Here is a 21,335-nt window from a genome sequence, read left to right on the forward strand (position 1 = left end):
CCGCAGCTATCCGACATCAAGCGGCCGAATTTTCCCATTCACTTCGGCTAACACGCGCATCTCCCTCAGAGCCATTCGCGATATGCGCCGCCGCAAGGAACCCCATCACCATGGCCGGCCCGAGCGTCGATCCGGGACCGGGGTAAGAAGGTCCCATTAGCGCCGCAGAACTATTGCCGATGGCGTATAGTCCCGGAATGACGGCGCCCTTGGTCGAAAGCACGCGGGCATGTTCGTCCGCCTTCAACCCGCCCTTGGTGCCGATATCGCCGGGATTGAGCTTCAGCGCGTAATATGGCGCCTTGGTCAAAGCGCCAAGGCAGGGATTGGGCTGGTTCGTCGGATCCCCATAATAGCGATCATAGACATTGCCGCCCTTGTCGAACTCCAGATCCTTGCCGGTCGCCGCATAGCCGTTCATGCGCTCCACCGTGGCGGCAAGGCCGGCCGCATCGACGCCGATCCGGGCCGCAAGCGCCTCAAGGCTGTCCGCCTTGAAATAGATACTCCCCTCCCATTCCTTCGGAAGCTTGCGATCCGGGGATATCTGCGCGGGCAGCAGCGGGCCGGCGGCATATTTCCAGCGATAGCGCGCATCGAACACCATCCATGCCGGAACGGCGCCATGGCCCGCCGCATCGTCGGCATATTGGGCCTCGCCGAATTCCAGATAGGGCATCGCCTCATTGGCAAAGCGGCGGCCTTGCGCGTTGACGATCACGCAGCCCGGCGCGCATCGCTCCACCATCACCGCCCAGCTGGTGTCCTGCCCCGGCATCGGCACCGTCGGCGACCACCATGCCCGGTCCATGAACTCGGTCGCGGCGCCAGCGGCCATCCCCGCCTCGATCGCGTCGCCCGTGTTGCTCGGCCCCGCGGCCGTCCACGTCGCTTGCGTGGGCTTGGGCAGATAACGCTCGCGCATCGCCTGATTGCGCTCGAACCCGCCCGCCGCAAGGATCACGCCCCGGCGCGCGGTCAATTGCTCGCTGCGTCCGTCCCGCTGAACAATGACACCGGCAACCCGCCCCTCCTCCATCACTAGCCCGGTGAAAGGCGTATTAAGCCACAAGGGAATGTCGCGGTCGGCAAGCGATGCGCGCAGCCCACCCATCAGCGCCTGCCCCAGCGCCAGCCGCCGGTCGCGACGCCCGCGCAGGCGCGACGGAAGGTCGGTCCAGTAACGCGCGAGCAGCTTCGCCGTCAGCACCATCCAGCCGGGCGCGCGGGCAAAGAGGACACCGGCCTCCGCCTGCCCCATCGATACACGACCAAGCAGCAGCGTGCCGATCGCCGGCGGGCGCAGCTCGTCGAAATGCTCGCCCAAACGGGCCGCGTTGAAGAAGCTCGGCTCCATCGTGCGATAGCCGGGCCGTGAACCGGCAAGATCAGGATAATAATCGGGATATTTGGGCAAGGCCTTGAAGGTCAGCCGCGTCTTCTCGGCCAGCCAGCCCAGCATCTTCGGCCCTGTTTCGAGATAGGCGCGCAGTCGCTTTTCGCAAACCATGCCCCTGGTCGCAGTCGTCACATAGGTCCATGCGTCGGCAAAATTATCCTCGCCGCCCAACCCCGCGATCTGCGGGTTCATCGGGATCCAGATACCGCCGCCCGACAAGGCCGAGGTGCCGCCGAAGCGGTCGGATTTCTCGATCACCAGCACCGACAGGCCGAGATCATGGGCACGGATCGCACTTGTCAGCGCTCCGGCGCCCGATCCCACAACGATGACGTCCCACTCGCTCATATGCCTCCGGCGCGCTGCTGCTTCGCGTCCGGATTATTGGCAGACTGATAGTATGGTCAATGGGTATGATGAAATCAGGAACCGTTAACGGCTGCATACCTGCGCATTGTCGCCCGAGGAGAGCCGCGTGATCGACGTGGCAGGCGACGTGTTGATGATGATTCCGCTCGATCCGCATCGCTTGAGCTGGAAGCGCACCTTGCGCTTGTGAAAATCGAGCGAGACCTTGCGGAATGTCTCCAGCAGGTCGGTCCCCAGCATCAGCGATGGCGTGTCGGCAAGGCCGAACACCGTGAAGGGTGGAACATCGGCAAAGGCGATCGGCACATGGCGCAGCGTGACCGAACCCAGTTTGAGCTCACGGATATAGGCCAGTTCGAGATTGATGGTCACGCCGGTGACACCGCTTATCGCGACCGTCCTGAACTTGTCCTTGTTTCCGCGGATGAGCTTGTTCCGCAGTGCCAGATTGCCGATCGTGATCTCCGATCCCGTGTCGACGACGGCATCGACCGGAAGGCCCGCCGCTCGGACCTCGGTCAGGATCAATTGCCCACGCCGTCGCCGCGCGGTGACGACGATTTCCCCATCATAACGGGGGGCCGGCAACCGCGCGTCCTCAGCCTTGATCAGCCGTTTCTCGAAATCCATCATCAGGCGCTGCTCGACCAGCGCATCGATGCCGATCATGCCGTCGCCACCCAGATCGACCTCCTGCAGCACAGGCAATTCCAGCCCCCTTACCGTACTCTGCCCGATCAACAGCTCATCCACGAGCACGCGATCGACCCTGCTCGTGCCGGTCATCGCGTTCAGGGTGACTGGAGTGCCCGGCGGCAACTGCAAGGCGCGAGCCACGCGTTGGCCGATGACCGAACTGTCGGCGCCGCTGTCCACGACGAAGCGATACGGTCCCTGGCCGTTCACCCGCACCTCGACGGCCATGCGCGTGCGCACCTTGCGCGCGTTGATGTCATCGCCGCCGATATCGAGCGTATCGTCGATTATGGCAGGCGGCAGCGCGGGCATCCTGGTCGGCGGCACGGCAGGCGGCTTGCCACAGGCCGCACCAGCGCCGAACAATAGCGCAAAAGCCGGGCACAGAAGCCAGCGCATCCTCTTCATGCGCCGCAGTTTATCAGCATCCGGGCGAGAAGGCTTGGCCCTCCCGTCGCGCCCCCCCGGTTTAGCGGCGGACGTCCATCTCCCCGCTCAGGAAAGCGTCGATGTCCGCGCGGCCGAACAGGCTCGCATCGCCGGGCAGCGAATGCTTGAGGCAGGTGAGCGCCAGACCGGTGCGGACCGCCTGGTCCATGTCGCCGCCGCTATCGGCCAGGCCGTGCAGCACGCCCGCCGCGAAGGCATCGCCGGCGCCGATCCGGTCAACGATGCCGGTCACCGTCACCTCCGCGGTCTGGTGCGCGCCCGCCGGCGTGTCGATGCGCGCGGCGATGCGGTTATGGTCGGCATCGACCACCTGCCGCGCGGTCGATGCGATCAGCTTGAGGTTCGGGAAAGCGGCAAAGGCCGCCTCCGCCGCCTCGCGCCGCCGCTCCGGCCCGTCGCCATGAAAGGGCTTGTCGAGCAGCAACGCGATATCGCGATGATTGCCGAACAATATGTCCGCCAGCCCGACCAGCCGGGTGAGCACGGCGCGAGGATCGCTATCCCATGCTTCCCACAACCGGGCGCGGTAATTGCCGTCGAAGGAGACCGAAAGCCCCATCGCCCGTGCCGCCTCCGCCGCTCTTATCGCTGCCTCGGCCATGACCGGCCCCAACGCCGGGGTGATGCCGGAGAGGTGCAGCCGATCGCATCCTTCCAGCAACGCCGGCCAGTCGAAGCGGTCGACATCGGCCATTGCAAAGGCCGAATAAGACCGGTCATAGACGATCTCAGACGCGCGCAGCCCCGCGCCGGGGGTCAGGAAATAGAGCCCCATCCGCCCTTCGCCCCGCACGACATGCGTGCAATCGACGCCATGGCCGCGAAGAAAGGTCACAGCCACATCGCCCAGTGGATTTTCGGGCACCACGCTCACCATCCGCGTCGCATGGCCGAGCCGCGCCAGGCCGACCGCGACATTGGCCTCCGCCCCGCCGACATGGACGTCGAGCCGCCCCGATTGCAGCAGCAGTTCCCGCCCAGGCGCGGTCAACCGCAGCAGCAATTCGCCGAAGAATGCGGTGCGGCCAGTCATTCCTGCCCTTCCCTCAGCGCGCGAGCCAACCGCCATCGACCGCGAGAATATGCCCATGGACATAATTCGCCGCCGATGAGGAAAGGAACACTGCCGCGCCGCCCAGATCGGCCGGATCGCCCCAGCGTGCCGCCGGAATGCGGCCCAATATCTCGGCATTGCGCTTCTCGTCGTCGCGCAGCGCTTCGGTATTGTTGGTCGCGATATAGCCGGGCGCGATCGCGTTCACATTGATACCCTTCGCCGCCCACTCGTTTGCCATCAGCTTGGTGAGACCGGCGATACCGCTCTTGGACGCGGTATAGCTCGGTACGCGGATGCCGCCCTGAAAGCTCAGCATCGACGCGATGTTGATGATCTTGCCGTGCCCTTGCGCGATCATGCGCCGCGCCGCCGCCTGCGCCAGGAAGAAGGCCGATTTCAGATTGGTGTCGATCACCGCGTCCCAGTCGGCCTCGGTGAAGTCGATGCTGTCGGCGCGGCGGATGATCCCCGCATTGTTGACCAGGATATGGACCCCGCCCAACCCCGCGACACTCTCCTCGACGATCCGGCCGACCGGCTCGATCGTCGCAAGATCGGCGGAGATGTTGATCGCACGCCGGCCCATCGCGCGGACACGCTCGACCGTCTCGTCGGCGGTGCTGCGGCCGACCGCCGCAATATCCGCGCCGGCCTCGGCAAGCGCGATCGCGATGCCCTGCCCGATGCCGGTATTGGCGCCGGTGACGATCGCCACCTTGCCGGAAAGGTCGAATGCGTTGCCCATGCCGGTGCCTTACTTGAGCTGGCAGATATCGAGGACGTTCATGTCCGTATAATCGAGATTCTCGCCGCCCATCGCCCAGATGAAGGCATAGCTCTTGGTGCCGGAACCCATGTGGATCGACCAGGGGGGCGAGATCACCGCCTCCTCATTGCCGATCACGATGTGCCGCATGCCCTCGGGCTCGCCCATATAATGGAACACCCGGTCATTCCCTTCGAGATCGAAGTAGAGATAGATTTCCGACCGGCGATCATGGAGGTGCGGCGGCATCGTGTTCCAGACGCTGCCCGTTTCCAGCACCGTCAGGCCCATCAGCAATTGCGCGCTTTCGCACACGCCGGGGATTACTAGCTGGTAGATCGTCCGCTGGTTGGAATTGGCGAGATCGCCGCGCGCCAGCGGATTGGCTTCCGCCATTGATATCTTCTTGATCGGGCAGACTTTATGCGCGGGCAGCGAGGCCATGTAGAAGCGCGCACCATCGCCAGCGAACAGCACCTCCTTCGATCCCATCGGCACGTAAAGCGCTTCCTTGTTGGCGAGATCGAAGCGCTGACCATCCACCGTCACGCTGCCCGGAGCACCGATATTGACCACGCCCATCTCGCGCCGTTCCAGGAAGGCGTGGCCCGCAGCACTCGCCGGCTCGATCTGGTCGGGCAGACGCAGCGCATCGGCGCCCACGGGCACCGCACCACCGATCACGAAACGCTCATTGTGCGAATAATTTAGGCGCACCTCGCCCGCCACGAACATCCCCGAAACCAGATAGCGATCGCGCAATTGCTGGTTGTCGACGCCGTCCATCATGTCCGGGTGGGTGGCGTGGAAGGTCTTGTCGAACATGTCGGGCTCCGTGATGTCGTCAGGCCGCGGCGAGGGAGATACGCCTCTCCCACCGGCAACCGAAGTCGAAACATTGGTAACCGGTGTCAGAAGCAGAGACAAGGCATGTCTGATTTTTCGCTCATGCTGCGCAGCGAAGATCAGGCGGGCGGTGGTGCGACTGAGGCGCGGCGGATCAAGGTCGACAGGAACAGCGACGCGCTTTCATTTTCCTCGACGCCGCCATCCGCGCCGCCGACCAGCTTGATCGCGGCGGAGCGCGCCATCGACTGGATCGGCCAGCGCACGGTGGTAAGCGGCGGCCAGAGGTGGCTCGCGATCGCGGTATCGTCGAAGCCGACGATCGAAAGGTCGCGCGGCACTTCCAGCCCGCGCTGCCGCGCCGCGTGCAGCACGCCGGCCGCCATCTCGTCATTCGACGCAAAGATGGCGGTGGGCCGCGGCGAAAGATCGAGCAGCCGCTCGGCCGCCTTGATGCCGGACGCAAAGGTATAATCGCCATGAATCACCAGGCCGCGATCGGGAGTGATACCGGCGCCCTTCAGCGCCTCCTCAAACCCGGTCTGCCGTTCGTGCGCCGAACGGAAACCCCGCGGTCCCGCCACCATGCCGATCCGCCGATGCCCAGCCTCGATCAGATAATTTGTCGCGTCGCGCACCGCCTCGCGATCGTTCGACGCGACCATATGATCTTCGCCGTCCAGCGGTGCGGACCCCATGCGGACATAGCGCACGCCGATCTCGTCACAGAGCGCGGCCAACGACGGATCTTCCGAAATCGGCGGCAGCAGCATCACGCCGAACGGGCGCTGCCGTTCGAGGAAATGACGCACATCTTCGAGCATCGACGGCGATCCGCGATCGACCGGCCGGACGATCAGTTCGAACTCGGTGTAACGCAGCACTTCCAGCATGCCCTGCTGGACATTGAGCACCATCTGGGCGTTTGGATTGTCGTGGACTAGGCCGATCAGGAAATTGCGGCGCAGCGCCAGCGCGCGCGCCTGCGGATTGGGAATATAACCAAGATCGCCAATGACCTCGAGCACGCGCTTGCGTGTGTCGTCGTTCAACAAAGGCGATCGGTTGATGACGCGGCTGACTGTCTTCTTGGAGACACCGGCCAAGCGGGCGACGTCGTTGATCGTCGGCTGAGCGCTCTTCTTCATTAACCCCGCCATACCGCAGAAGTCCGGGCCCGCCAATGCCCGGCTTGCACAAAATGCTTGGCCCGCCCATGCTATGATACCGGTTTCCATTACGAAAGCGAACTGATGCAGCTTCCCGCGGCGATCCGCATCGACAGGCGTGATTCGGTTGCCATCGCACTGCGCGGCATCGCAGCGGATGAAATCGTCACGATCGACGGCGAGCAGGTCCGTACGATCGAAGCGATAGCCCGCGGCCACAAGTTCGCGCTCTCCCCGATCGAAGCCGGCGCACCGGTGCTGAAGTTCGGTTTTCCGATCGGTATTGCCCTCGCGCCGATCGCGTCCGGCGCGCATGTCCACACCCATAATGTCACGACCGCGCTAAGCGGCACCGCAACCGAAATAAGTGCGGTAGCAGGCGACCAGGCTGGCACGGCCGCGGCAGCGCCACATTTCCTCGGCTATCGCCGTCCGGACGGGAGGGTCGCGACACGCAACGAGATCTGGATACTGCCGACAGTCGGCTGCGTCGCCCGTACCGCCGAGAAGATCGCCGCCACCGCGCGCGACCGCCACGCCGGGCGGATCGACGGCGTCCATGCCTTCGCCCACCCCTTCGGCTGCTCGCAGCTTGGCGCCGATCTCGAGGCCACCCGCGCAATCCTGGCCGGGCTGGCGCAGAATCCCAACGCCGGCGGCGTGCTGATCCTTGGGCTGGGCTGCGAATCCAACCAGATGGCCGAACTTGTCGAGTTGATCCCGCCCGATCGCCGCGGCCACATCCGCACCCTCGCCGCCCAAGGCGTCGAGGATGAGGTCGCCGCGGGCCTGGCGCTCATCGACGAACTGGTCGCGATTGCCGGAGAGGCGCAGCGCGAAAGCCTGCCGCTCGCCGACATCGTCCTCGGCGTGAAATGCGGCGGATCGGACGGCTTCAGCGGCCTTACCGCCAACCCGCTTGTCGGCCGCGTCAGCGACGCCGTGACGCGCGGCGGCGGCACCGCTATCCTGACCGAAATACCCGAGATTTTCGGCGCCGAACATCTGCTGGTCGCACGCGCCGCCGACGGCCAAGTGGCCGACTTTATTCTCGGCCTCGTCGACCGCTTCAAACGCTACTTCATCGCATATGGCGAGCCGGTCTCGGAAAATCCGTCGCCCGGCAACATCGCCGGCGGCATCACCACGCTCGAGGAAAAATCGCTCGGCGCCGTGCAGAAGGCGGGCCATGCGATCGTCACCGACGTGATCGATTATGGCGGCCATGCGCATCGGCCCGGCCTCACCCTGCTCGAAGCGCCGGGCAATGACGCGGTATCCTCCACCGCGCTGGCCGCCGCGGGCGCGACCGCGATCCTGTTCACCACCGGACGCGGCACCCCGCTCGGTTTCCCGGTCCCGACGATCAAGATCGCGTCGAACAGCGATCTAGCGAACCGCAAGGCACACTGGATCGATTTCGACGCCGGTCCCGCCCTCACCCGCGGCCTCGACGCCATGGCCACGGACCTGATCGCCCGCCTCGCCGTCATCGCTTCAGGTGAGCCCACCGCCGCGGAACGGAATGACGAACGGGAAATCGCGATCTGGAAGCGCGGCGTGACGCTTTAGCGCCCCCGCACAGCAACCATCTTGCCTATGACACCGGTTTCCAATAGAGCTTCGGGGAAGCCAGTAGGGAGAGGCCAACGTGAGCGAAACGACCGTCCGGGACGAGTCGCGGCATATCGCCGAAGCCTTCGTGTCGGCGCGCCGCGCCGCGCGGGGGCTGGAAAGCTATCCCGGCGCGATCCCGACCTCGCTCGATCAGGCCTATCGCATTCAGGATGAAGCGATTGCGCTGGATGGCCGCGATATTCTTGGCTGGAAGGTCGGCCGCATCATGCCCCCGCTCGCCGGCCAATATGGCGCCAACCGCCTGGCCGGGCCGATCTTCGACGGCACGATTTTTTTTGATGCCCAAGGGAAACCGGTTTCCATGGCTGTCTTCGATGCCGGATTTGGCGCGGCGGAGGCGGAATATCTGCTGCGTGTCGGCACCGCGCCTGATCCCGCGCAGACCAGCTTCACGCTCGACGAGGCGGCCGCCCTGATCGACGCCGTTCATGTCGGGATCGAGATCGCCAGTTCGCCGCTGGGCGCGATCAACGATCTCGGCCCCGCGGTCACCATTTCCGATTTCGGCAACAATAACGGCCTGGTCGTCGGCGCCGCGATCCCCGACTGGCGCTCGCTCGATTTCGCCGCATGGCCGGTGCGCCTGATGATCGACGGTGTGGAGGCCGGTGAAGCCAGCGCCGATGCCATGCCCGACGGCCCGATCGGCGCCGCGCGCTTCCTGTTCGAACTGCTGGCCGAACGCGGCATTCAGGCCAAGCCCGGCCAGTGGATTTCGTCGGGCGCCGTCACCGGCGTCCACCGCGTCGTGCCCGGCGCGCGGGTCGAAACTTTCTTCGGCAGCGATCATCGGCTGGAATGCCTGATCAGCGCCGCGACAAGCGATCGGGAATAAGCCATAAAATAAGCTGGAGGGCGAGGATGAGCATGTTGGAGGGGGACGCCGGCGGCACGGCCGCAGTCGAGCGGGCCGCCGCACGGGTCGGACGATATCGCTGGGCGATCGTCGCCCTGCTCTTCTTCGCCACTGTCATCAATTATATCGATCGACAGATGATCGGCGTGCTGAAGCCGACGCTTTCAGCCGAACTCGGCTGGAACGAGACGGACTTCGCCAACGTCATCTTCTGGTTCCAGGCCGCTTACGCGATCGGTTACATCGGCTTCGGCCGCTTCGTCGATGTGGTGGGCGCGCGGCTGGGCTATGCCGTCGCCTTCATCATCTGGACGGCCGCGCATATCGCCCATGGCGGCGTCCATTCGGTGATGCAATTCGCCGCGGTCCGTTTCGGCCTCGGGATTGGCGAGGCCGGCAATTTCCCCGCCGGCATCAAGGCGGTGACCGAATGGTTCCCGGCGCGAGAGCGCGCGTTCGCGATCGGCGTGTTCAACGCGGGCGCCAATGTCGGCGCGATCATCACGCCCTTGCTCGTCCCCTTTCTCACCCTCACTTATGGCTGGCGTATGGCCTTCGTGCTGACCGGTGCGTTCAGCATCGTCTGGCTGGTCGTCTGGTGGGCGATGTATCGCCGCCCGCGCGAGCATAAGAAGGTCACGGCAGCCGAAGTCGCCTGGATCGAGCAGGACCCGGCCGATCCGGTTGAACCGATCGCGTGGAAGCGGCTGATCGGCATTCGCGAAACCTGGGCCTATGCGCTCGGCAAATTCTGCATCGATCCGATCTGGTGGTTCTTCCTCTTCTGGCTGCCCGGCTATCTCGGCACGCGTTACGGCCTCGATCTCGTCAGCTTTGGCCCGCCGCTGGTGGCGATCTACCTGCTTTCCGACGTCGGCAGCGTCTTTGGCGGCTGGATGTCGTCGCGGCTGATGAAGGCGGGGCGCAGCGTCAATTATGCCCGCAAGGCGACGATGCTGGTCTGCGCGCTCGCGGTGCTGCCGATCTTCTTCGCGCAGTATATCGACAGCCTGTGGCTCGCCGTGCTGGTGATCGGCATCGCGACCGCCGCGCACCAGGCATTTTCCGCCAATCTCTACACGCTGCCGTCAGACCTGTTTCCGCGGGGCGCCGTGGGTTCCGTCGTCGGCATCGGCGGCACGGTGGGCGCGATCGGCGGCATGCTGATGGCCAAATATGCCGGTTTCATCCTCGACAGCTTCGGCACCTATACGCCGTTGTTCGCGGTCGCCGGCAGCGCCTATCTGGTCGCGCTGCTGCTGGTCCACTGGCTGTCGCCACGATTGGACCGCGTGGCGATCGGCTGATCTCAGTCGCGAAACACAACCGTCTTCGCACCGTTGACGAGCACGCGATCCTCGAGATGATATTGGACGGCGCGGGCCAGCACCCGCCGTTCAATGTCGCGCCCCTTGCGCACCAGCGCGTCGGGCGTGTCGGCGTGGCTGATCTGCTCAACGTCCTGCGCGATGATCGGCCCTTCATCGAGATCGCTGGTCACATAATGGGCGGTCGCGCCGATCATCTTCACGCCGCGCGCATGGGCCTGGTGATAGGGCTTGGCGCCCTTGAAGCCCGGCAGGAAGCTGTGATGGATGTTGATGCAGCGGCCGCTGAGATAGGCCGCCAGATCGTCCGACAATATCTGCATGTAGCGGGCGAGCACGATCAGGTCGGTCTTCGTCTCCTCGACGATCCGCTTGATCTGTGCCTCCTGCACCGCGCGCGTGTCGCTGGAAACCGGCAGGTGATGGAAAGGCACGCCTTCGGGCAGCGCCACTTGCAGCACATCCTGCGGATGGTTGGATATGACGCCGGCAATTTCCATCGGCAGTTCGCCGATGCGATTTCGATAGATGAGATCGCCGAGGCAATGATCGAATTTCGATACCAGCAGCAGCACCCGTTGCCGCTCGCTCATGCAGCGCAGCCGCCAGTCCATCGCATAAGGCGCCGCGATCTCCTCGCCGAAACGCTGCCGGAATTCCGCCGCATCGATGCTCGCCGCTCCCAGATCGAACACCACGCGCATGAAGAAGCGACCGGTTTCTAGATCGTCGAACTGCTGCGACTCCAATATGTTGCCGCCATTCGTCGCCAATAGCCCGGCCACCGCCGCGACAAGCCCCGGCCGGTCCGCGCAGGACAGGGTCAACACATGGGCGCTCTTCACCACTCAAATCTCCCGCCGCGCAGAAACGCCCTCTCGCCCCTGCCCTTTCGCACGCCCCATCGGATAAATGGCGCCGCCGCACACCCAATATATTCTTGGCCGCGCAGAAACCATTTGCCTGTAAGGGGAGCGCATGGTTCCGCGCATCCTGATCGACACGGCCCTTATTCCCGGCGGTGGCTCGGAAGAGGAACTGGCGCGGATCGCCCGTGCTCGACTGGCCAGCGCCCATAATGTCATCTGGCTGGCGACGCGCTGCTGATGCCGTTGCCTCCTCACCTCACGGATTCCTCACCTCCCGTCACCCTGAACTTGTTTCAGGGTCCATGCGCGCCGCCTGCCGCGGGCGCTCGGATTGGAAAGCGAGCGCCGTCCGGGCTCGTGAGCGCTCACATGGATGCCGAAACGAGTTCGGCATGACGGCTTCCAAACGGCTGAAACTCTATTTCGATGGCGGTTGCCGGCCCAATCCCGGCGCGATGGAAACCGCAGTCGTGGTGCGCGGCATCCCCCATCTGCAGACGGATGCGGGCCACGGCAGCAACCATGACGCCGAATGGCTCGCATTGCTCCACGCCGCCCATATCGCCATCGCTTCCGGCGCCAGCGACGTGGAATTTGTCGGTGACGCGCTCGCCGTCATCAATCAGGCCAAGGGCGCCGCGAAATGCCGCACGCGCACCAGTGCAGCCCATCTGGCCGAATTTCAGCGCCTCACGTCCGGCTTTGCCCGCGTCCGCATCCGCCATGTCGCACGCTCGCACAACCTCGCCGGCATCGCGCTCGCTCGCCTGCATTCGGGCCTCTGAAGCCGTCTTACCAATCGAGATCGGCCATCAGCGCCGCATAGGTCTCGATCCCGTCCCACAGATTCTGCAGCCGCAGATTTTCGTTGGGCGCGTGCTGGCTGTTGTCGTGATTGACGATCGGCAGGCCGATCACCGGCGCCTTCAGCACATCCTCGAACAGATAGATGGGCACGCTGCCGCCCATCATCGGCAAGCTGAGCGCCGGCTTGCCCGACGACCGCTCCACCGCCTTCAGCACCGCTCGCGAGACCGGAAGGTTCATGTCGGTTCGCAGCCCCGGATAGCCGGGCTCCCATTCGATCTTGATGATCTTCGGGTGGGCCTGACGCATCGCGGCGTCGGGCGCCTCGCGAACGATCGTCCAGCCCTTCGCGGTCAGGAAATCCTCGGTGCTCCGCTGAACGTCGGCGGGTGTCAGGTCCGGCACCAGCCGAAAATCGATCGAGATTTCAGCATCGACGGGAATGGCGTTGTTTGCCGCCGCCCCAACCTGACCGGATCGGATGCCGCGGATGTTTAGCGCCGGCCGCAAGGTGCTGGCGGTCAGGCCGTCGCTCGCTTCGCTGCGGCCGATCTCCAGTTCCTTGCGCAGGCCCGCCTCGACCGGCGGCAGCGCTGCGACCGCGGCGCGCTCGCCCTCCGTCAACGGCCGCACCTTTTCGGCAATGCCGGGGATGCGGATCGCGCCGTCCTCGCCGCGCATCTCGGCTATCAGCGATGCCGCCAACGCCGCCGGGTTCGGTACCCAATTGCCATAATGGCCGTCATGCACCGGCCGCACGGGGCCGTAGATCATGGCGTCGAAACCGATCATGCCGCGCGCCCCGAAATAGACCGTCCGCCCGCGTGACTGATGCACCGGCCCGTCGCCGATCAGCCACAGATCGGACGCGAGCAGTGGCGCATTCGCCTTGAGCAGTGCCTCCAGATGGGGCGAGCCCGCTTCCTCCTCGCCCTCCCAGAATATCCGGATATTGACGCTGGGTTTGCGCCCCGCCGCCTTCAGCGCATCGAACGCCGCCAGAAAGGCGACAATCGAAGCCTTGTCGTCGCTGACGCCACGACCGAACAGGCGCCATTCCGGATCGAGCGGCGCCTTTGCGGTCTTCCAGTCGACGTCCACGGGCTTGGTGGACAGCGGACCCGACCGCATCACCGGCACGAACGGATCGGACGCCCATTGCGATGGAGTCACCGGCTGCCCATCATAATGGGCGTAGAAGGTCACGGTCCGCTTCGCGCCCGGCGTGTCGAGCTGACCGAACACCACCTTCGGCGCCCCCTCCCCGCCTTGCAGCAGCCGTGTGACAAAGCCGCGCCGCTTGAGCTGGTCGGCCAGCATGTTTGCCGCCTCGTGCAATCCGGCAGGCTGGGCGGCGACGCTCGGCACGCGCGCAAGATCGACAAGCTGGGTGACAATCGCCCCCTCATGCGCCTGGCGATAGGCACGCGCCTCGGCACTCGGCGTCTTTGCCCAGACCGGCCCCGCCATTGCCAGCGAAGCCGCTGCCGCCATGATCGCCACGCGCACGCGCATATCTTCAATTCCCTCGATCGAAATATTGTGCCCAAGTCTCAGGGAAATGGCCGGCGATCAAGCGGATTGGCCCCGCCGCTTCGGTTGACGCCATACTGAACCGCGTTCATGGTCCGCGCCGATCGAACCAAGAAGAGAATTGCGTGCCACGAATTACCGAAGAGCGGCTGCAGGATCGCCGCGCATCCATCATCGCCGCTGCACGCCAGGTCTTCGCCGAAAAGGGATATGAGCAGAGCGCGATCAACGATATCGCCCAGATTGCCGGCACGTCCGACGGACTGATCTACCATTATTTCGATGGCAAGAAGGGGTTGCTGGTCGAGGTTATCGACAGCGTCTATCGCAACCTGATCGAAGGCACCGAAAGCGCTATTGCAGAGCAGACGGACTTCCGCGGCATGCTGACCGTGCTGGTCGATCGCCACGTCCACTCTTTCGCCGACGATCCCGATCTTTCCCGGCTGTTCATCGCCGAAATTCGCAATTTCGATGACCATGCGGACTCCGCCGGCAACCGGCTGAACCATGTCTATTCCTCGGTCTTCCTGCGCGTGCTCGCCAAAGGGGTCGAGGAAGGCAAGGTGTCGGGCAAACTCGATCCGCGCCTTGTCCGCGACATCTTCTTCGGCGGTATCAAGCAGCTTGCGCTGCGCCACATCAGCGACGGCGTACCGCTGGAAGTCGCGAGCGTCACGCGCCAGGTCGTCGCCTTCCTGATCGGCGGACTGGCAGCAACGGACGCCTAGAAGCGGCGCCCGCCGCCCCGGAAGCCGCCGCCGCGGAAGCCGCCCATCCGGCCCGAATAGCCACCACCCCACGAACCGCGATCATAGGATGGCCGGCTGGCGCCCGGATTCTCGAAGCCGCGACCGGACATGGAATCCCTCTCGAACCCGCGATCGCGTGCGGCACGCTCCTTGTTGAGCGAGGATTCCGGGGCGCGGGGGCCATCTCTGCCCACCACCGAATCTCCACCGCCGCGATTGCTCGCGGAGTCCGACGTCCGAGGGCCATCCCTACCCACTGCCGAATCCCCACGGGATGCGCGGTCGCCGCGATCGCCGGTGGAGTCAGGCTTGGGCGGCCCGGACTTGGGTTCGCCCTCACCGCTCGGCCTTTGCCCCATCGACTCCCAACTGCCGCTTTCCTTGTCGTAGCGATAAACATTGCCGTCCTTGCCGGCATAGACATTGCCGTTGACGTCGACGACGCCGCCCTTGGAAATGTCGCCGGTATTGCGATCGTAATGGACATAACCCGCGCCCTTGGCGTCGCCGCCCTGACCGGTGGTGTTGAAGCCACCGGCGGCGCCCGCGCCCTGGTCCGTCCGCCCGATCGCGCCGGCGGACTTCGTCACCCGGCCCGTATCGGTGTTGACCGCGGTGCGGCTGCCGCCTGCCACCGCATTGCCGGTATAGATGTTGCCGGCTGCCCCGCCCCGCCCGGCGACGACGCGCCCGGTCTGCGGATTGTAACGGATGCCGCCTGCCGCCGCGACCGAGTTGCCGGTGTAGACGTTCGAGTTCCACCCGGCATAGCCATAGCCGCGCCCGCCCGTCGCCATGTTATGATATCCGCCGCGATAGCCGCGGCCATAATTGCCGGTCCAGGCATTGGCCCAGGCGGCGCCGCTGCCGGCGATCACGCTCGATCCCCAGCGGCCATAGACATTGCCATAACCATAAGCGTAGCCGCCCCAATATCCGGGATAATAGCCCGGATAATACCAGGGACCCCAATAGGGATAATACCAGGGATCGTACCAGCCATAGCCATAGGCGACCGACCAGCCGACCTCGCTATATTCCAGCGAGGCGCCATAGCCGTAGGTTGACGGGCAGCTATAATATTCGCTCCCGGTCCAGGCCTGGCAGGTATAGCCGGTGCCATAGACTACCACGCCATTGTTGACCGCGGTGCCATAATAGCCCGGCGTGTAGCCGACATAGACCTCGTCCCCTTTTGATCCGTAGATCCGCACATAGGTGACGTAATGGATCGGGGATGAGGCCGGGATGGTGTAGATCACCGCCGGCACCTCGGTCGCGACCGCCCATGGCCCGGTGGCGGTGGTCGACGTGAACCAGACACCGCGATCGAGCGCCATATAGCTGTTGGCGGAGATCTTGATGATCGCGGTCGGCGAGTTCCGTGCCGAACTCAGCGCCGTCCCCTCGATCGCCGCGAATTGGGGTGCGCCGTCATATTGCGCGTTGAAGCTTGCTTCCTTCTTGTTGACCGTGGCCGTCTGCGGCACCGAATTGGCGACGAGCGATTCCTTGGCCTCCGGCGTGCCCGCGATCGACGCGAGCACCGCGCCCTTGGGGCCATCGCTCGGGATTTTCTGAAAGCCCGCGGGCAACTTGTCGGGCGCCACGTAAGTCCACGGCCCCTTGGTCGACTGGGCTTTGAACCAGCGGCCGGAGACCAGAGCATACCAATTGTTGCTCTGGTCGAGGAAGATGTCGGCCGGCGTGTTGGTGACGTAGCTGAGGCCCGTGCCCTCGATATCGTCGAACTGCGGATCGCCGTCGATGACGATCAGTTCGGCGGGCTTGGTCCGCACATAGATGGCCGCGAACTTGGTCGCTTCCGGTTCCGCCATCCCGCCCTGTGGTGCGGCCCTGCCGGCCAGCAGCTTGTTGAGCGCATCGGTCACGGGCTTTGGCACGCTCGTCGCCCGCGCCCAGGTGTCGTTGAGCGACGCCGCCGTCGCCCAGCGGCCCGCGCGCCCGATATAGACCTTGTTCTGATAGCGCAGGATCATCGCCGTGCTGTTCAGCACATGCTCGACGCCGCTGACGGCAGTCGGCCGCCACACCGGCTCGCCATCGATCGGCACCAGGGCCGCCGGCTGCAGCGAGATGATGATCTCCGGCGGCGTGTTGTTCACCGCGACGCTCGGCGTGTCCGAAAGCGCGTCGGTGATCGCAAGCTGCGCCTCGATCGCGTCGAGGCTGGCGACCAGTTCGGTGGTCGGCATCACCTTCTTCGCGATCGCCAGATAGGTCGCCTCCTTGTCCTTGGCGGTCGGGAAATTGATGCGCTGCACGGTCAGGTCGTCCAGCACCACCTCGCGCGCATCCTTGTCGGTTTCGGTCCGCGCGGTCAGCCACAGCACGCCATAGGTCTGCTGAACGATCGGCTTGCCGTCCGTCCCCTTAGTCTCGCCGGTCTTGACCGCCATCACCGAACGGCCCTGCAGCACATTGCCCGTCCAGGAATCGAGCTGGGGCCGATAAATAGAGAATTCGACGCCATCGACGGCGTAGGATCGCGGCCAGGCGCGCGCGTCGATCGTCTTGCCATTGGGGGCGGTGGTGGTCGCGGTGGGCGTTGCCTGTCCGGCCTGCGCCCCCTGCCCCGCCGCGCCCGGTGCCAAAGCACAGACGGCCGCAGTGGCCGCCATCATCCGCCAGACGGTCTTCGACATCGCCATGGTCTCCCCTCGCCGCGAGCGTCAGCGCGAGCAATGGCCGCTGACGCATGGCGAGTGGATCATTGGCCCCCGCAAGGGCCCGGACAATCGGGGTTTACCCTGAAAGTCGGGCGGACGACACTTGGGATGCGGTCCGCCGCTTCGGTTACTTATTCGCCCTCGGTCGTTACAGCGCCATTCTCGGCCGCAGCGTCGCGGTTCACGCGCGCGGTCATGCCGGTCGCGTCCGCATCGTCAAGCATCTGGGCGTCGGGCGGCACCGGCGCTTCGGGCGGCGTCGCGTCTGCGGTATTGGTCTCGACCACGGGCTCGGGCGCGACCTGATTGTCGGCGGGCAATTCGGGCACGTCGGAGACGTTGACGACATTCTCCTCGACATTGGCTTCCGGCGCGACCTCGTCCGACGATCCGGAGCATGCAGCCACCAGCACCAGCGTCGCCACCGCCGCCGAACGCACCACCATCTTCATCATTCCCATTCCCCTTCCCCTCTTCAACGTGCGGCGAGCGATTGCCGGGCGGCGGATCGCGCCGCGATCTTGTCTGCCAGAACGCTATCCCAGCTATAGGGATCGGCGCGGAAATTCATCTGGCCATTGGCGCTGGCGAAGGCCGTCCAATAGAGCAGATAGACCGCAACCGGCTGCTGCAGCCGCGCCCGCACCGTCTTGCCGCGCGCCACCGTCGCCGCGATCTCCTCGCTGCTCCAGGCCGGATCGTCGTTCAGCAGCAGATTGGCGAGTTCGGCCGGTTTCTCCAGCCGCACGCAGCCATGGCTCGCCAGCCGGCTGAAGCTGGAGAAGGTCGCCTGTGTCGGCGTGTCATGCAGATAGACCGAGAAGTTGTTGTTGAAGTCGAACTTGTAACGTCCCAACGCGCTGCTCGGACCTGCCGCCTGTTGCAGCCGCTTGCCGTCCAGCACCTTGAAATTGTTGCGCTTCAGATAGCCCGGATTCTTCCGCTCCTTGGGCCACAGCTCGCCCGTCGCGATCGAGGTCGGCACATTCCAGGGCGGATTGAGGACGACGCTGTGGATGTTCGATTCCAGCATCGGCGTCTCGTCGCCCGGTCGCCCCGTCACTGCCTTCATCGACGCGACCGGCGCATCGCCATCGAATACGGTGAGCACGGCGGCAGCGATATTCACCTGCACACGATCCTTGGGCAGTTCCGCCGGCAGCCAGCGCCAGCGCTCCATATTCGCCATGATCTGGCGGACCCGCGCCGACACCGGCACGTTGAGCGCGGCGAGCGTCTGGGTCGAAACGAGGCCGCTGGGGTTCAGACCATAGCGCCGCTGCGCCCGGCGGACCGCTTCGAGCAGATCATTGTCGAACCTGTCGCCCTGCGCCGAAACCTGCTTGTCCTCGACCGCGAGGCGCTTGCGCAGTTCGGCCACGCGCGGGCCGCTCATGCCGAAGCTCAGGTCCGGCCCGGCAGAAACCGTGGGCCAGCCGCCCGCAGTTTCCAGCTTGCGATAATCGGCCAGGCCCTTCTGCAACCCATCATAGCCGGCATAAGGCGGCGGCAGGTTGGCGACCCAATCCGCCAACCGATCACGCTTCACCGCATCGGTGAAGCCCGCAAGCGGATCGACATAGAAGGGGCGCAGACCCCAATTCTTCTGGAAATCGGGCTTGTCGAGCCGACCCGAATGCACCGCGCGGGCATGATCGAGCGCCGCCCGGACCAGCGCATCATTGTCGCGAACGGCGCTGAGATCGGCTTCGGTTTCGCGCAGCCCCTGGGCCACGGCATCGCGCTTCAGCAGCCCAGCGAGTTGTTCCGCCTGCTTGGCGGTCAGTTGCGGCCACACCGGGGCCGGGGGTGCCGCGATCGGCACGGGCGCGCGGGGCACCGGTGGCGGCGTGATGATCGGCGCGACACTGGGCGCCACCGCGGCGGCGCGCTGGGCACCGGCCGGGAAGGACAGGATGGACAGGATCGGCAACAGCATTGCCGCACGCACCAGCCGCCCCTTTCGTGCCCGACGATCTTCCCCGCTGCTCCCCATACACACCCTTTCGAATACTCGCTTTACACTTGGACCAGGTGACCCTGCTCCACGATGAACCGACGCCGCGGCCTTTGGTTCACGCAAGCTGATTTAGCCCGCCGGCCCGTGTCACGGTCAAGCATCCCATAGCGGCAGCCATGACGGCAGGGAAACGATCAACTAGGCTGAAGCGTTGAGTTTGCGGCGATTGGCGTCGCCATAAGGAAAGGCCCGCCCGATATGGATCGTCTGTTCACCGCGCTGGCCAAGCGCATCGCCTCCTTTGCGGGGCAGCCGCTCGCCTTCGCGCTGGCTATGGCCTTCATTATCGTCTGGGGGTTGACCGGCCCGCTGTTCCAGTTTTCCGACACGTGGCAGCTCATCGTCAACACATCGACGACCATCGTCACATTCCTGATGGTGTTCCTGATCCAGAATTCGCAGAATCGGGACGCCGCAGCGATGCAGGCCAAGCTCGACGAACTGATCCGCGCACTGGAAGGCGCCCGCAACCAGTTCATCGGTATCGAGCATCTGACCGAGCAGGAACTGGAGCGGATCGTCGACGCGCTGGAAAAGAAATATGGCTCCGACGCCAGCGACCGGGACGCGAGCCACCGAACCGTCGAACGGCTGATCGAACGCATGTGACCCAAAGGAAGGATCGAGACGCATGAGCGAAGCCGCCCCCATTCCCGTCACGCTGAATCCAGAAGACCTCGCCGCACTCGATGCGTGGATCGATCGCCATGACGACCCACGGCCATCGCGGGCCGAGGCGATCCGGCTGGTCCTTGCGGGTGCGCTCGGCACGCACATGCCCTCCTCCCCGCTCCCCAAACTGGTGACCGGAAAGGACATCGTGTGATGAAAGGGCGGCGGTTGCGCAGCCTGGCTTGAGCGCCTGCTTGCCCGCCCTACCCTCCCGCCAACGAATCAAGCGAGAGGGCACCGATGGCCGCGACTTTGCCGGATATTGCGACTTTGATGGCCGAGGCCCGCGCCGCGACCGGCCTTTCGGATTTCGGCAAGGACGACTGGTATCTCGAACCGCTCCGCATCCAGCTCGCCTCGATCAACGAAGAAGCCCGCCTCACCGAAACCGGCGCCGTCACCCAGCGGGCGCGGCTGGTGGGGGCGCTCGCCAACCGCCTGCGGATCACCAACGCGCTCGCCCGCCATCCCGAGATCCATGACGAACCCCTGAAGGTCGCGGCCGTTTTGCTCGGCCTGCCGCGCACCGGCACGACGATGCTGCATCGCCTGCTCCATGCCAGCCCCGCCGTCACCGCGATGCGCTGGTGCGAAACCCATTATCCCGCGGCCTTTCCGGACGAAGTTCCCGGCGATCCGTCCGATCGGCGCGCGGCAGCGAAGCAGATCTTCGATCATATGCTGGCGACGATCCCCGATCTCATGTCGATCCACCCGATGTCGCTCGATCAGCCGGACGAGGAACTGACCGTGCTCGATCAGAGCTTCATGGGCACGTCCGCCGAATCCTTCCTGTGGATACCGAGCTACGCCGCCTGGCTCGAGCAGGCGGATCAGGCGCCGGCCTATGCGGAACTCGTCCTGTGGCTCAAATATATGCAGTGGCAGGATCCCGCCCGGCGCGATCAGGTGTGGGTGCTGAAATCCCCCAACCATGTCACCGCCACCGCCGCCGCGCTCGCCGCCTTCCCGGACGCGACCTTCGTGATGACGCATCGCGATCCGGTGCGGTCCGTGCCATCCTATTGCTCGATGGTGTCGTCGCTCTACCGGATGAGCTCGGATGAGGCCGATCTCGCCGCGATCGGCCGTCACTGGCAGGATCGCTGGGCGGCGGGCTTGCGCAAACTCTATGCGCTGCGGGAAGACCCGGCGATCGACGCCCGCTTCCTTGATGTCCGCTACGATGAGTCGGTCAAGGACCCGATGGCGCAGGCGCGCCGCGTGTTCGATCGCATCGGCCGGGTGATGACGCCGGAGGACGAAGCGGCGATGCAGGCGTGGATGGCCGGCAATGCGCGCGACGGCCGGCCCACGCACCGCTACGATCTCGATCGCTTCGGACTCAACGAAGCGGAGATCGCAGAAACTTACGCCTTCTATCGCGCGCGCGTCTGGCCGGAACGGGCCTAAACCGC

Annotated in this window: 20 protein-coding genes; 9 read left to right on the plus strand and 11 right to left on the minus strand. The window is 65.0% G+C overall.

The features are described from left to right. Positions 1–16: 16 nt before the first annotated feature. From ACFB49_RS06520 to ACFB49_RS06545, 6 genes are all read right to left on the minus strand, one after another. Positions 17–1,747: an FAD-dependent oxidoreductase gene (locus ACFB49_RS06520; protein ID WP_380877475.1), complete on the minus strand. Its 1,731-nt coding sequence runs from the start codon at positions 1,745–1,747 to the stop codon at positions 17–19. An 84-nt stretch (positions 1,748–1,831) separates the two neighbouring features. Then, positions 1,832–2,863 carry an aspartyl protease family protein gene (locus tag ACFB49_RS06525; protein WP_380877477.1) on the minus strand — a complete coding sequence of 344 codons (1,032 nt, stop codon included), beginning with the start codon at positions 2,861–2,863 and terminating at the stop codon, positions 1,832–1,834. A gap of 70 nt (positions 2,864–2,933) precedes the next feature. After that, positions 2,934–3,947 (minus strand): PfkB family carbohydrate kinase, encoded by a 1,014-nt coding sequence (locus ACFB49_RS06530; protein ID WP_380877479.1) that lies wholly within the window; start codon positions 3,945–3,947, stop codon positions 2,934–2,936. A gap of 13 nt (positions 3,948–3,960) precedes the next feature. Then, positions 3,961–4,716, minus strand: a complete 756-nt coding sequence (kduD, locus tag ACFB49_RS06535) for a 2-dehydro-3-deoxy-D-gluconate 5-dehydrogenase KduD (protein ID WP_380877481.1) — start codon at positions 4,714–4,716, stop codon at positions 3,961–3,963. Positions 4,717–4,725: 9 nt separating this feature from the next. Beyond that, positions 4,726–5,562, minus strand: a complete 837-nt coding sequence (gene kduI, locus ACFB49_RS06540; protein WP_380877483.1) for a 5-dehydro-4-deoxy-D-glucuronate isomerase — start codon at positions 5,560–5,562, stop codon at positions 4,726–4,728. A 140-nt stretch (positions 5,563–5,702) separates the two neighbouring features. Continuing rightward, on the minus strand, positions 5,703–6,731 hold the full coding sequence (locus ACFB49_RS06545; protein WP_380877485.1) for a LacI family DNA-binding transcriptional regulator: 1,029 nt from the start codon (positions 6,729–6,731) through the stop codon (positions 5,703–5,705). Positions 6,732–6,836: 105 nt separating this feature from the next. Here ACFB49_RS06545 and ACFB49_RS06550 point away from each other — a divergent pair, with 105 nt between their 5' ends. The 3 genes from ACFB49_RS06550 (at position 6,837) to ACFB49_RS06560 (ending at position 10,553) form a co-directional block, all read left to right on the plus strand. After that, the gene (locus ACFB49_RS06550; protein WP_380877488.1) at positions 6,837–8,324 is read left to right on the plus strand and encodes a UxaA family hydrolase; all 1,488 of its coding nucleotides are present in this window, start codon (positions 6,837–6,839) and stop codon (positions 8,322–8,324) included. A gap of 79 nt (positions 8,325–8,403) precedes the next feature. Next, positions 8,404–9,225, plus strand: a complete 822-nt coding sequence (locus ACFB49_RS06555) for a 2-keto-4-pentenoate hydratase (RefSeq protein ID WP_380877491.1) — start codon at positions 8,404–8,406, stop codon at positions 9,223–9,225. 26 nt (positions 9,226–9,251) lie between these two features. After that, positions 9,252–10,553: an MFS transporter gene (locus ACFB49_RS06560; RefSeq protein ID WP_380877493.1), complete on the plus strand. Its 1,302-nt coding sequence runs from the start codon at positions 9,252–9,254 to the stop codon at positions 10,551–10,553. A 2-nt stretch (positions 10,554–10,555) separates the two neighbouring features. Here the strand turns inward: ACFB49_RS06560 and purU are convergent, their stop codons facing one another. Beyond that, positions 10,556–11,419 carry a formyltetrahydrofolate deformylase gene (gene purU / locus ACFB49_RS06565; RefSeq protein WP_380877495.1) on the minus strand — a complete coding sequence of 288 codons (864 nt, stop codon included), beginning with the start codon at positions 11,417–11,419 and terminating at the stop codon, positions 10,556–10,558. A gap of 133 nt (positions 11,420–11,552) precedes the next feature. Here purU and ACFB49_RS06570 point away from each other — a divergent pair, with 133 nt between their 5' ends. Next, complete coding sequence (locus ACFB49_RS06570; RefSeq protein WP_380877497.1) at positions 11,553–11,681, plus strand: hypothetical protein; 129 nt, start codon at positions 11,553–11,555, stop codon at positions 11,679–11,681. Between the two features lie 154 nt (positions 11,682–11,835). Further along, positions 11,836–12,228 (plus strand): reverse transcriptase-like protein, encoded by a 393-nt coding sequence (locus tag ACFB49_RS06575; RefSeq protein ID WP_380877500.1) that lies wholly within the window; start codon positions 11,836–11,838, stop codon positions 12,226–12,228. A 7-nt stretch (positions 12,229–12,235) separates the two neighbouring features. Here the strand turns inward: ACFB49_RS06575 and ACFB49_RS06580 are convergent, their stop codons facing one another. Next, complete coding sequence (locus tag ACFB49_RS06580; protein ID WP_380877502.1) at positions 12,236–13,765, minus strand: M20/M25/M40 family metallo-hydrolase; 1,530 nt, start codon at positions 13,763–13,765, stop codon at positions 12,236–12,238. 143 nt (positions 13,766–13,908) lie between these two features. Between ACFB49_RS06580 and ACFB49_RS06585 the strand changes: the two genes are divergently transcribed. Further along, positions 13,909–14,514, plus strand: a complete 606-nt coding sequence (locus ACFB49_RS06585) for a TetR/AcrR family transcriptional regulator (protein ID WP_380877505.1) — start codon at positions 13,909–13,911, stop codon at positions 14,512–14,514. On the opposite strand, the gene ACFB49_RS06590 is transcribed toward ACFB49_RS06585, so the two are convergent. The 3 genes from ACFB49_RS06590 to ACFB49_RS06600 form a co-directional block, all read right to left on the minus strand. Beyond that, positions 14,511–17,201: a hypothetical protein gene (locus tag ACFB49_RS06590; RefSeq protein ID WP_380877507.1), complete on the minus strand. Its 2,691-nt coding sequence runs from the start codon at positions 17,199–17,201 to the stop codon at positions 14,511–14,513. The two genes, ACFB49_RS06585 and ACFB49_RS06590, sit on opposite strands and share 4 nt — an antisense overlap. A 155-nt stretch (positions 17,202–17,356) precedes the next feature. Continuing rightward, positions 17,357–17,686, minus strand: a complete 330-nt coding sequence (locus ACFB49_RS06595) for a hypothetical protein (protein WP_380877510.1) — start codon at positions 17,684–17,686, stop codon at positions 17,357–17,359. A gap of 14 nt (positions 17,687–17,700) precedes the next feature. Then, positions 17,701–19,164, minus strand: a complete 1,464-nt coding sequence (locus tag ACFB49_RS06600; RefSeq protein ID WP_380879875.1) for a murein L,D-transpeptidase — start codon at positions 19,162–19,164, stop codon at positions 17,701–17,703. Positions 19,165–19,443: 279 nt separating this feature from the next. Here ACFB49_RS06600 and ACFB49_RS06605 point away from each other — a divergent pair, with 279 nt between their 5' ends. The 3 genes from ACFB49_RS06605 (at position 19,444) to ACFB49_RS06615 (ending at position 21,330) form a co-directional block, all read left to right on the plus strand. Then, entirely contained in the window at positions 19,444–19,854 is a 411-nt protein-coding gene (locus tag ACFB49_RS06605) for a low affinity iron permease family protein (protein ID WP_380877511.1), read from the plus strand. Positions 19,855–19,876: 22 nt separating this feature from the next. Further along, entirely contained in the window at positions 19,877–20,071 is a 195-nt protein-coding gene (locus ACFB49_RS06610; RefSeq protein WP_380877514.1) for a hypothetical protein, read from the plus strand. 86 nt (positions 20,072–20,157) lie between these two features. Beyond that, on the plus strand, positions 20,158–21,330 hold the full coding sequence (locus tag ACFB49_RS06615) for a sulfotransferase family protein (protein ID WP_380877516.1): 1,173 nt from the start codon (positions 20,158–20,160) through the stop codon (positions 21,328–21,330). The last annotated feature ends 5 nt before the right edge of the window (positions 21,331–21,335 follow it).

This window comes from Sphingomonas sp. DBB INV C78, from assembly GCF_042693015.1.
In the GTDB taxonomy this organism is placed as follows: domain Bacteria; phylum Pseudomonadota; class Alphaproteobacteria; order Sphingomonadales; family Sphingomonadaceae; genus Sphingomonas_E.

What these genes read in the sequence shown, in the direction of transcription:
- ACFB49_RS06600 (WP_380879875.1), bottom strand. Translation starts at nt 19,164, where the DNA reads ATGCTGTTGCCGATCCTGTCCATCCTGTCCTTCCCGGCCGGTGCCCAG.
- ACFB49_RS06605 (WP_380877511.1), top strand. Translation starts at nt 19,444, where the DNA reads ATGGATCGTCTGTTCACCGCGCTGGCCAAGCGCATCGCCTCCTTTGCG.
- ACFB49_RS06545 (WP_380877485.1), bottom strand. Translation starts at nt 6,731, where the DNA reads ATGAAGAAGAGCGCTCAGCCGACGATCAACGACGTCGCCCGCTTGGCC.
- ACFB49_RS06615 (WP_380877516.1), top strand. Translation starts at nt 20,158, where the DNA reads ATGGCCGCGACTTTGCCGGATATTGCGACTTTGATGGCCGAGGCCCGC.
- ACFB49_RS06570 (WP_380877497.1), top strand. Translation starts at nt 11,553, where the DNA reads ATGGTTCCGCGCATCCTGATCGACACGGCCCTTATTCCCGGCGGTGGC.
- ACFB49_RS06610 (WP_380877514.1), top strand. Translation starts at nt 19,877, where the DNA reads ATGAGCGAAGCCGCCCCCATTCCCGTCACGCTGAATCCAGAAGACCTC.
- kduD (WP_380877481.1), bottom strand. Translation starts at nt 4,716, where the DNA reads ATGGGCAACGCATTCGACCTTTCCGGCAAGGTGGCGATCGTCACCGGC.
- ACFB49_RS06575 (WP_380877500.1), top strand. Translation starts at nt 11,836, where the DNA reads ATGACGGCTTCCAAACGGCTGAAACTCTATTTCGATGGCGGTTGCCGG.
- ACFB49_RS06520 (WP_380877475.1), bottom strand. Translation starts at nt 1,747, where the DNA reads ATGAGCGAGTGGGACGTCATCGTTGTGGGATCGGGCGCCGGAGCGCTG.
- ACFB49_RS06580 (WP_380877502.1), bottom strand. Translation starts at nt 13,765, where the DNA reads ATGCGCGTGCGCGTGGCGATCATGGCGGCAGCGGCTTCGCTGGCAATG.
- ACFB49_RS06595 (WP_380877510.1), bottom strand. Translation starts at nt 17,686, where the DNA reads ATGGGAATGATGAAGATGGTGGTGCGTTCGGCGGCGGTGGCGACGCTG.
- kduI (WP_380877483.1), bottom strand. Translation starts at nt 5,562, where the DNA reads ATGTTCGACAAGACCTTCCACGCCACCCACCCGGACATGATGGACGGC.
- ACFB49_RS06560 (WP_380877493.1), top strand. Translation starts at nt 9,252, where the DNA reads ATGAGCATGTTGGAGGGGGACGCCGGCGGCACGGCCGCAGTCGAGCGG.
- ACFB49_RS06525 (WP_380877477.1), bottom strand. Translation starts at nt 2,863, where the DNA reads ATGCGCTGGCTTCTGTGCCCGGCTTTTGCGCTATTGTTCGGCGCTGGT.
- ACFB49_RS06530 (WP_380877479.1), bottom strand. Translation starts at nt 3,947, where the DNA reads ATGACTGGCCGCACCGCATTCTTCGGCGAATTGCTGCTGCGGTTGACC.
- ACFB49_RS06550 (WP_380877488.1), top strand. Translation starts at nt 6,837, where the DNA reads ATGCAGCTTCCCGCGGCGATCCGCATCGACAGGCGTGATTCGGTTGCC.
- ACFB49_RS06590 (WP_380877507.1), bottom strand. Translation starts at nt 17,201, where the DNA reads ATGTCGAAGACCGTCTGGCGGATGATGGCGGCCACTGCGGCCGTCTGT.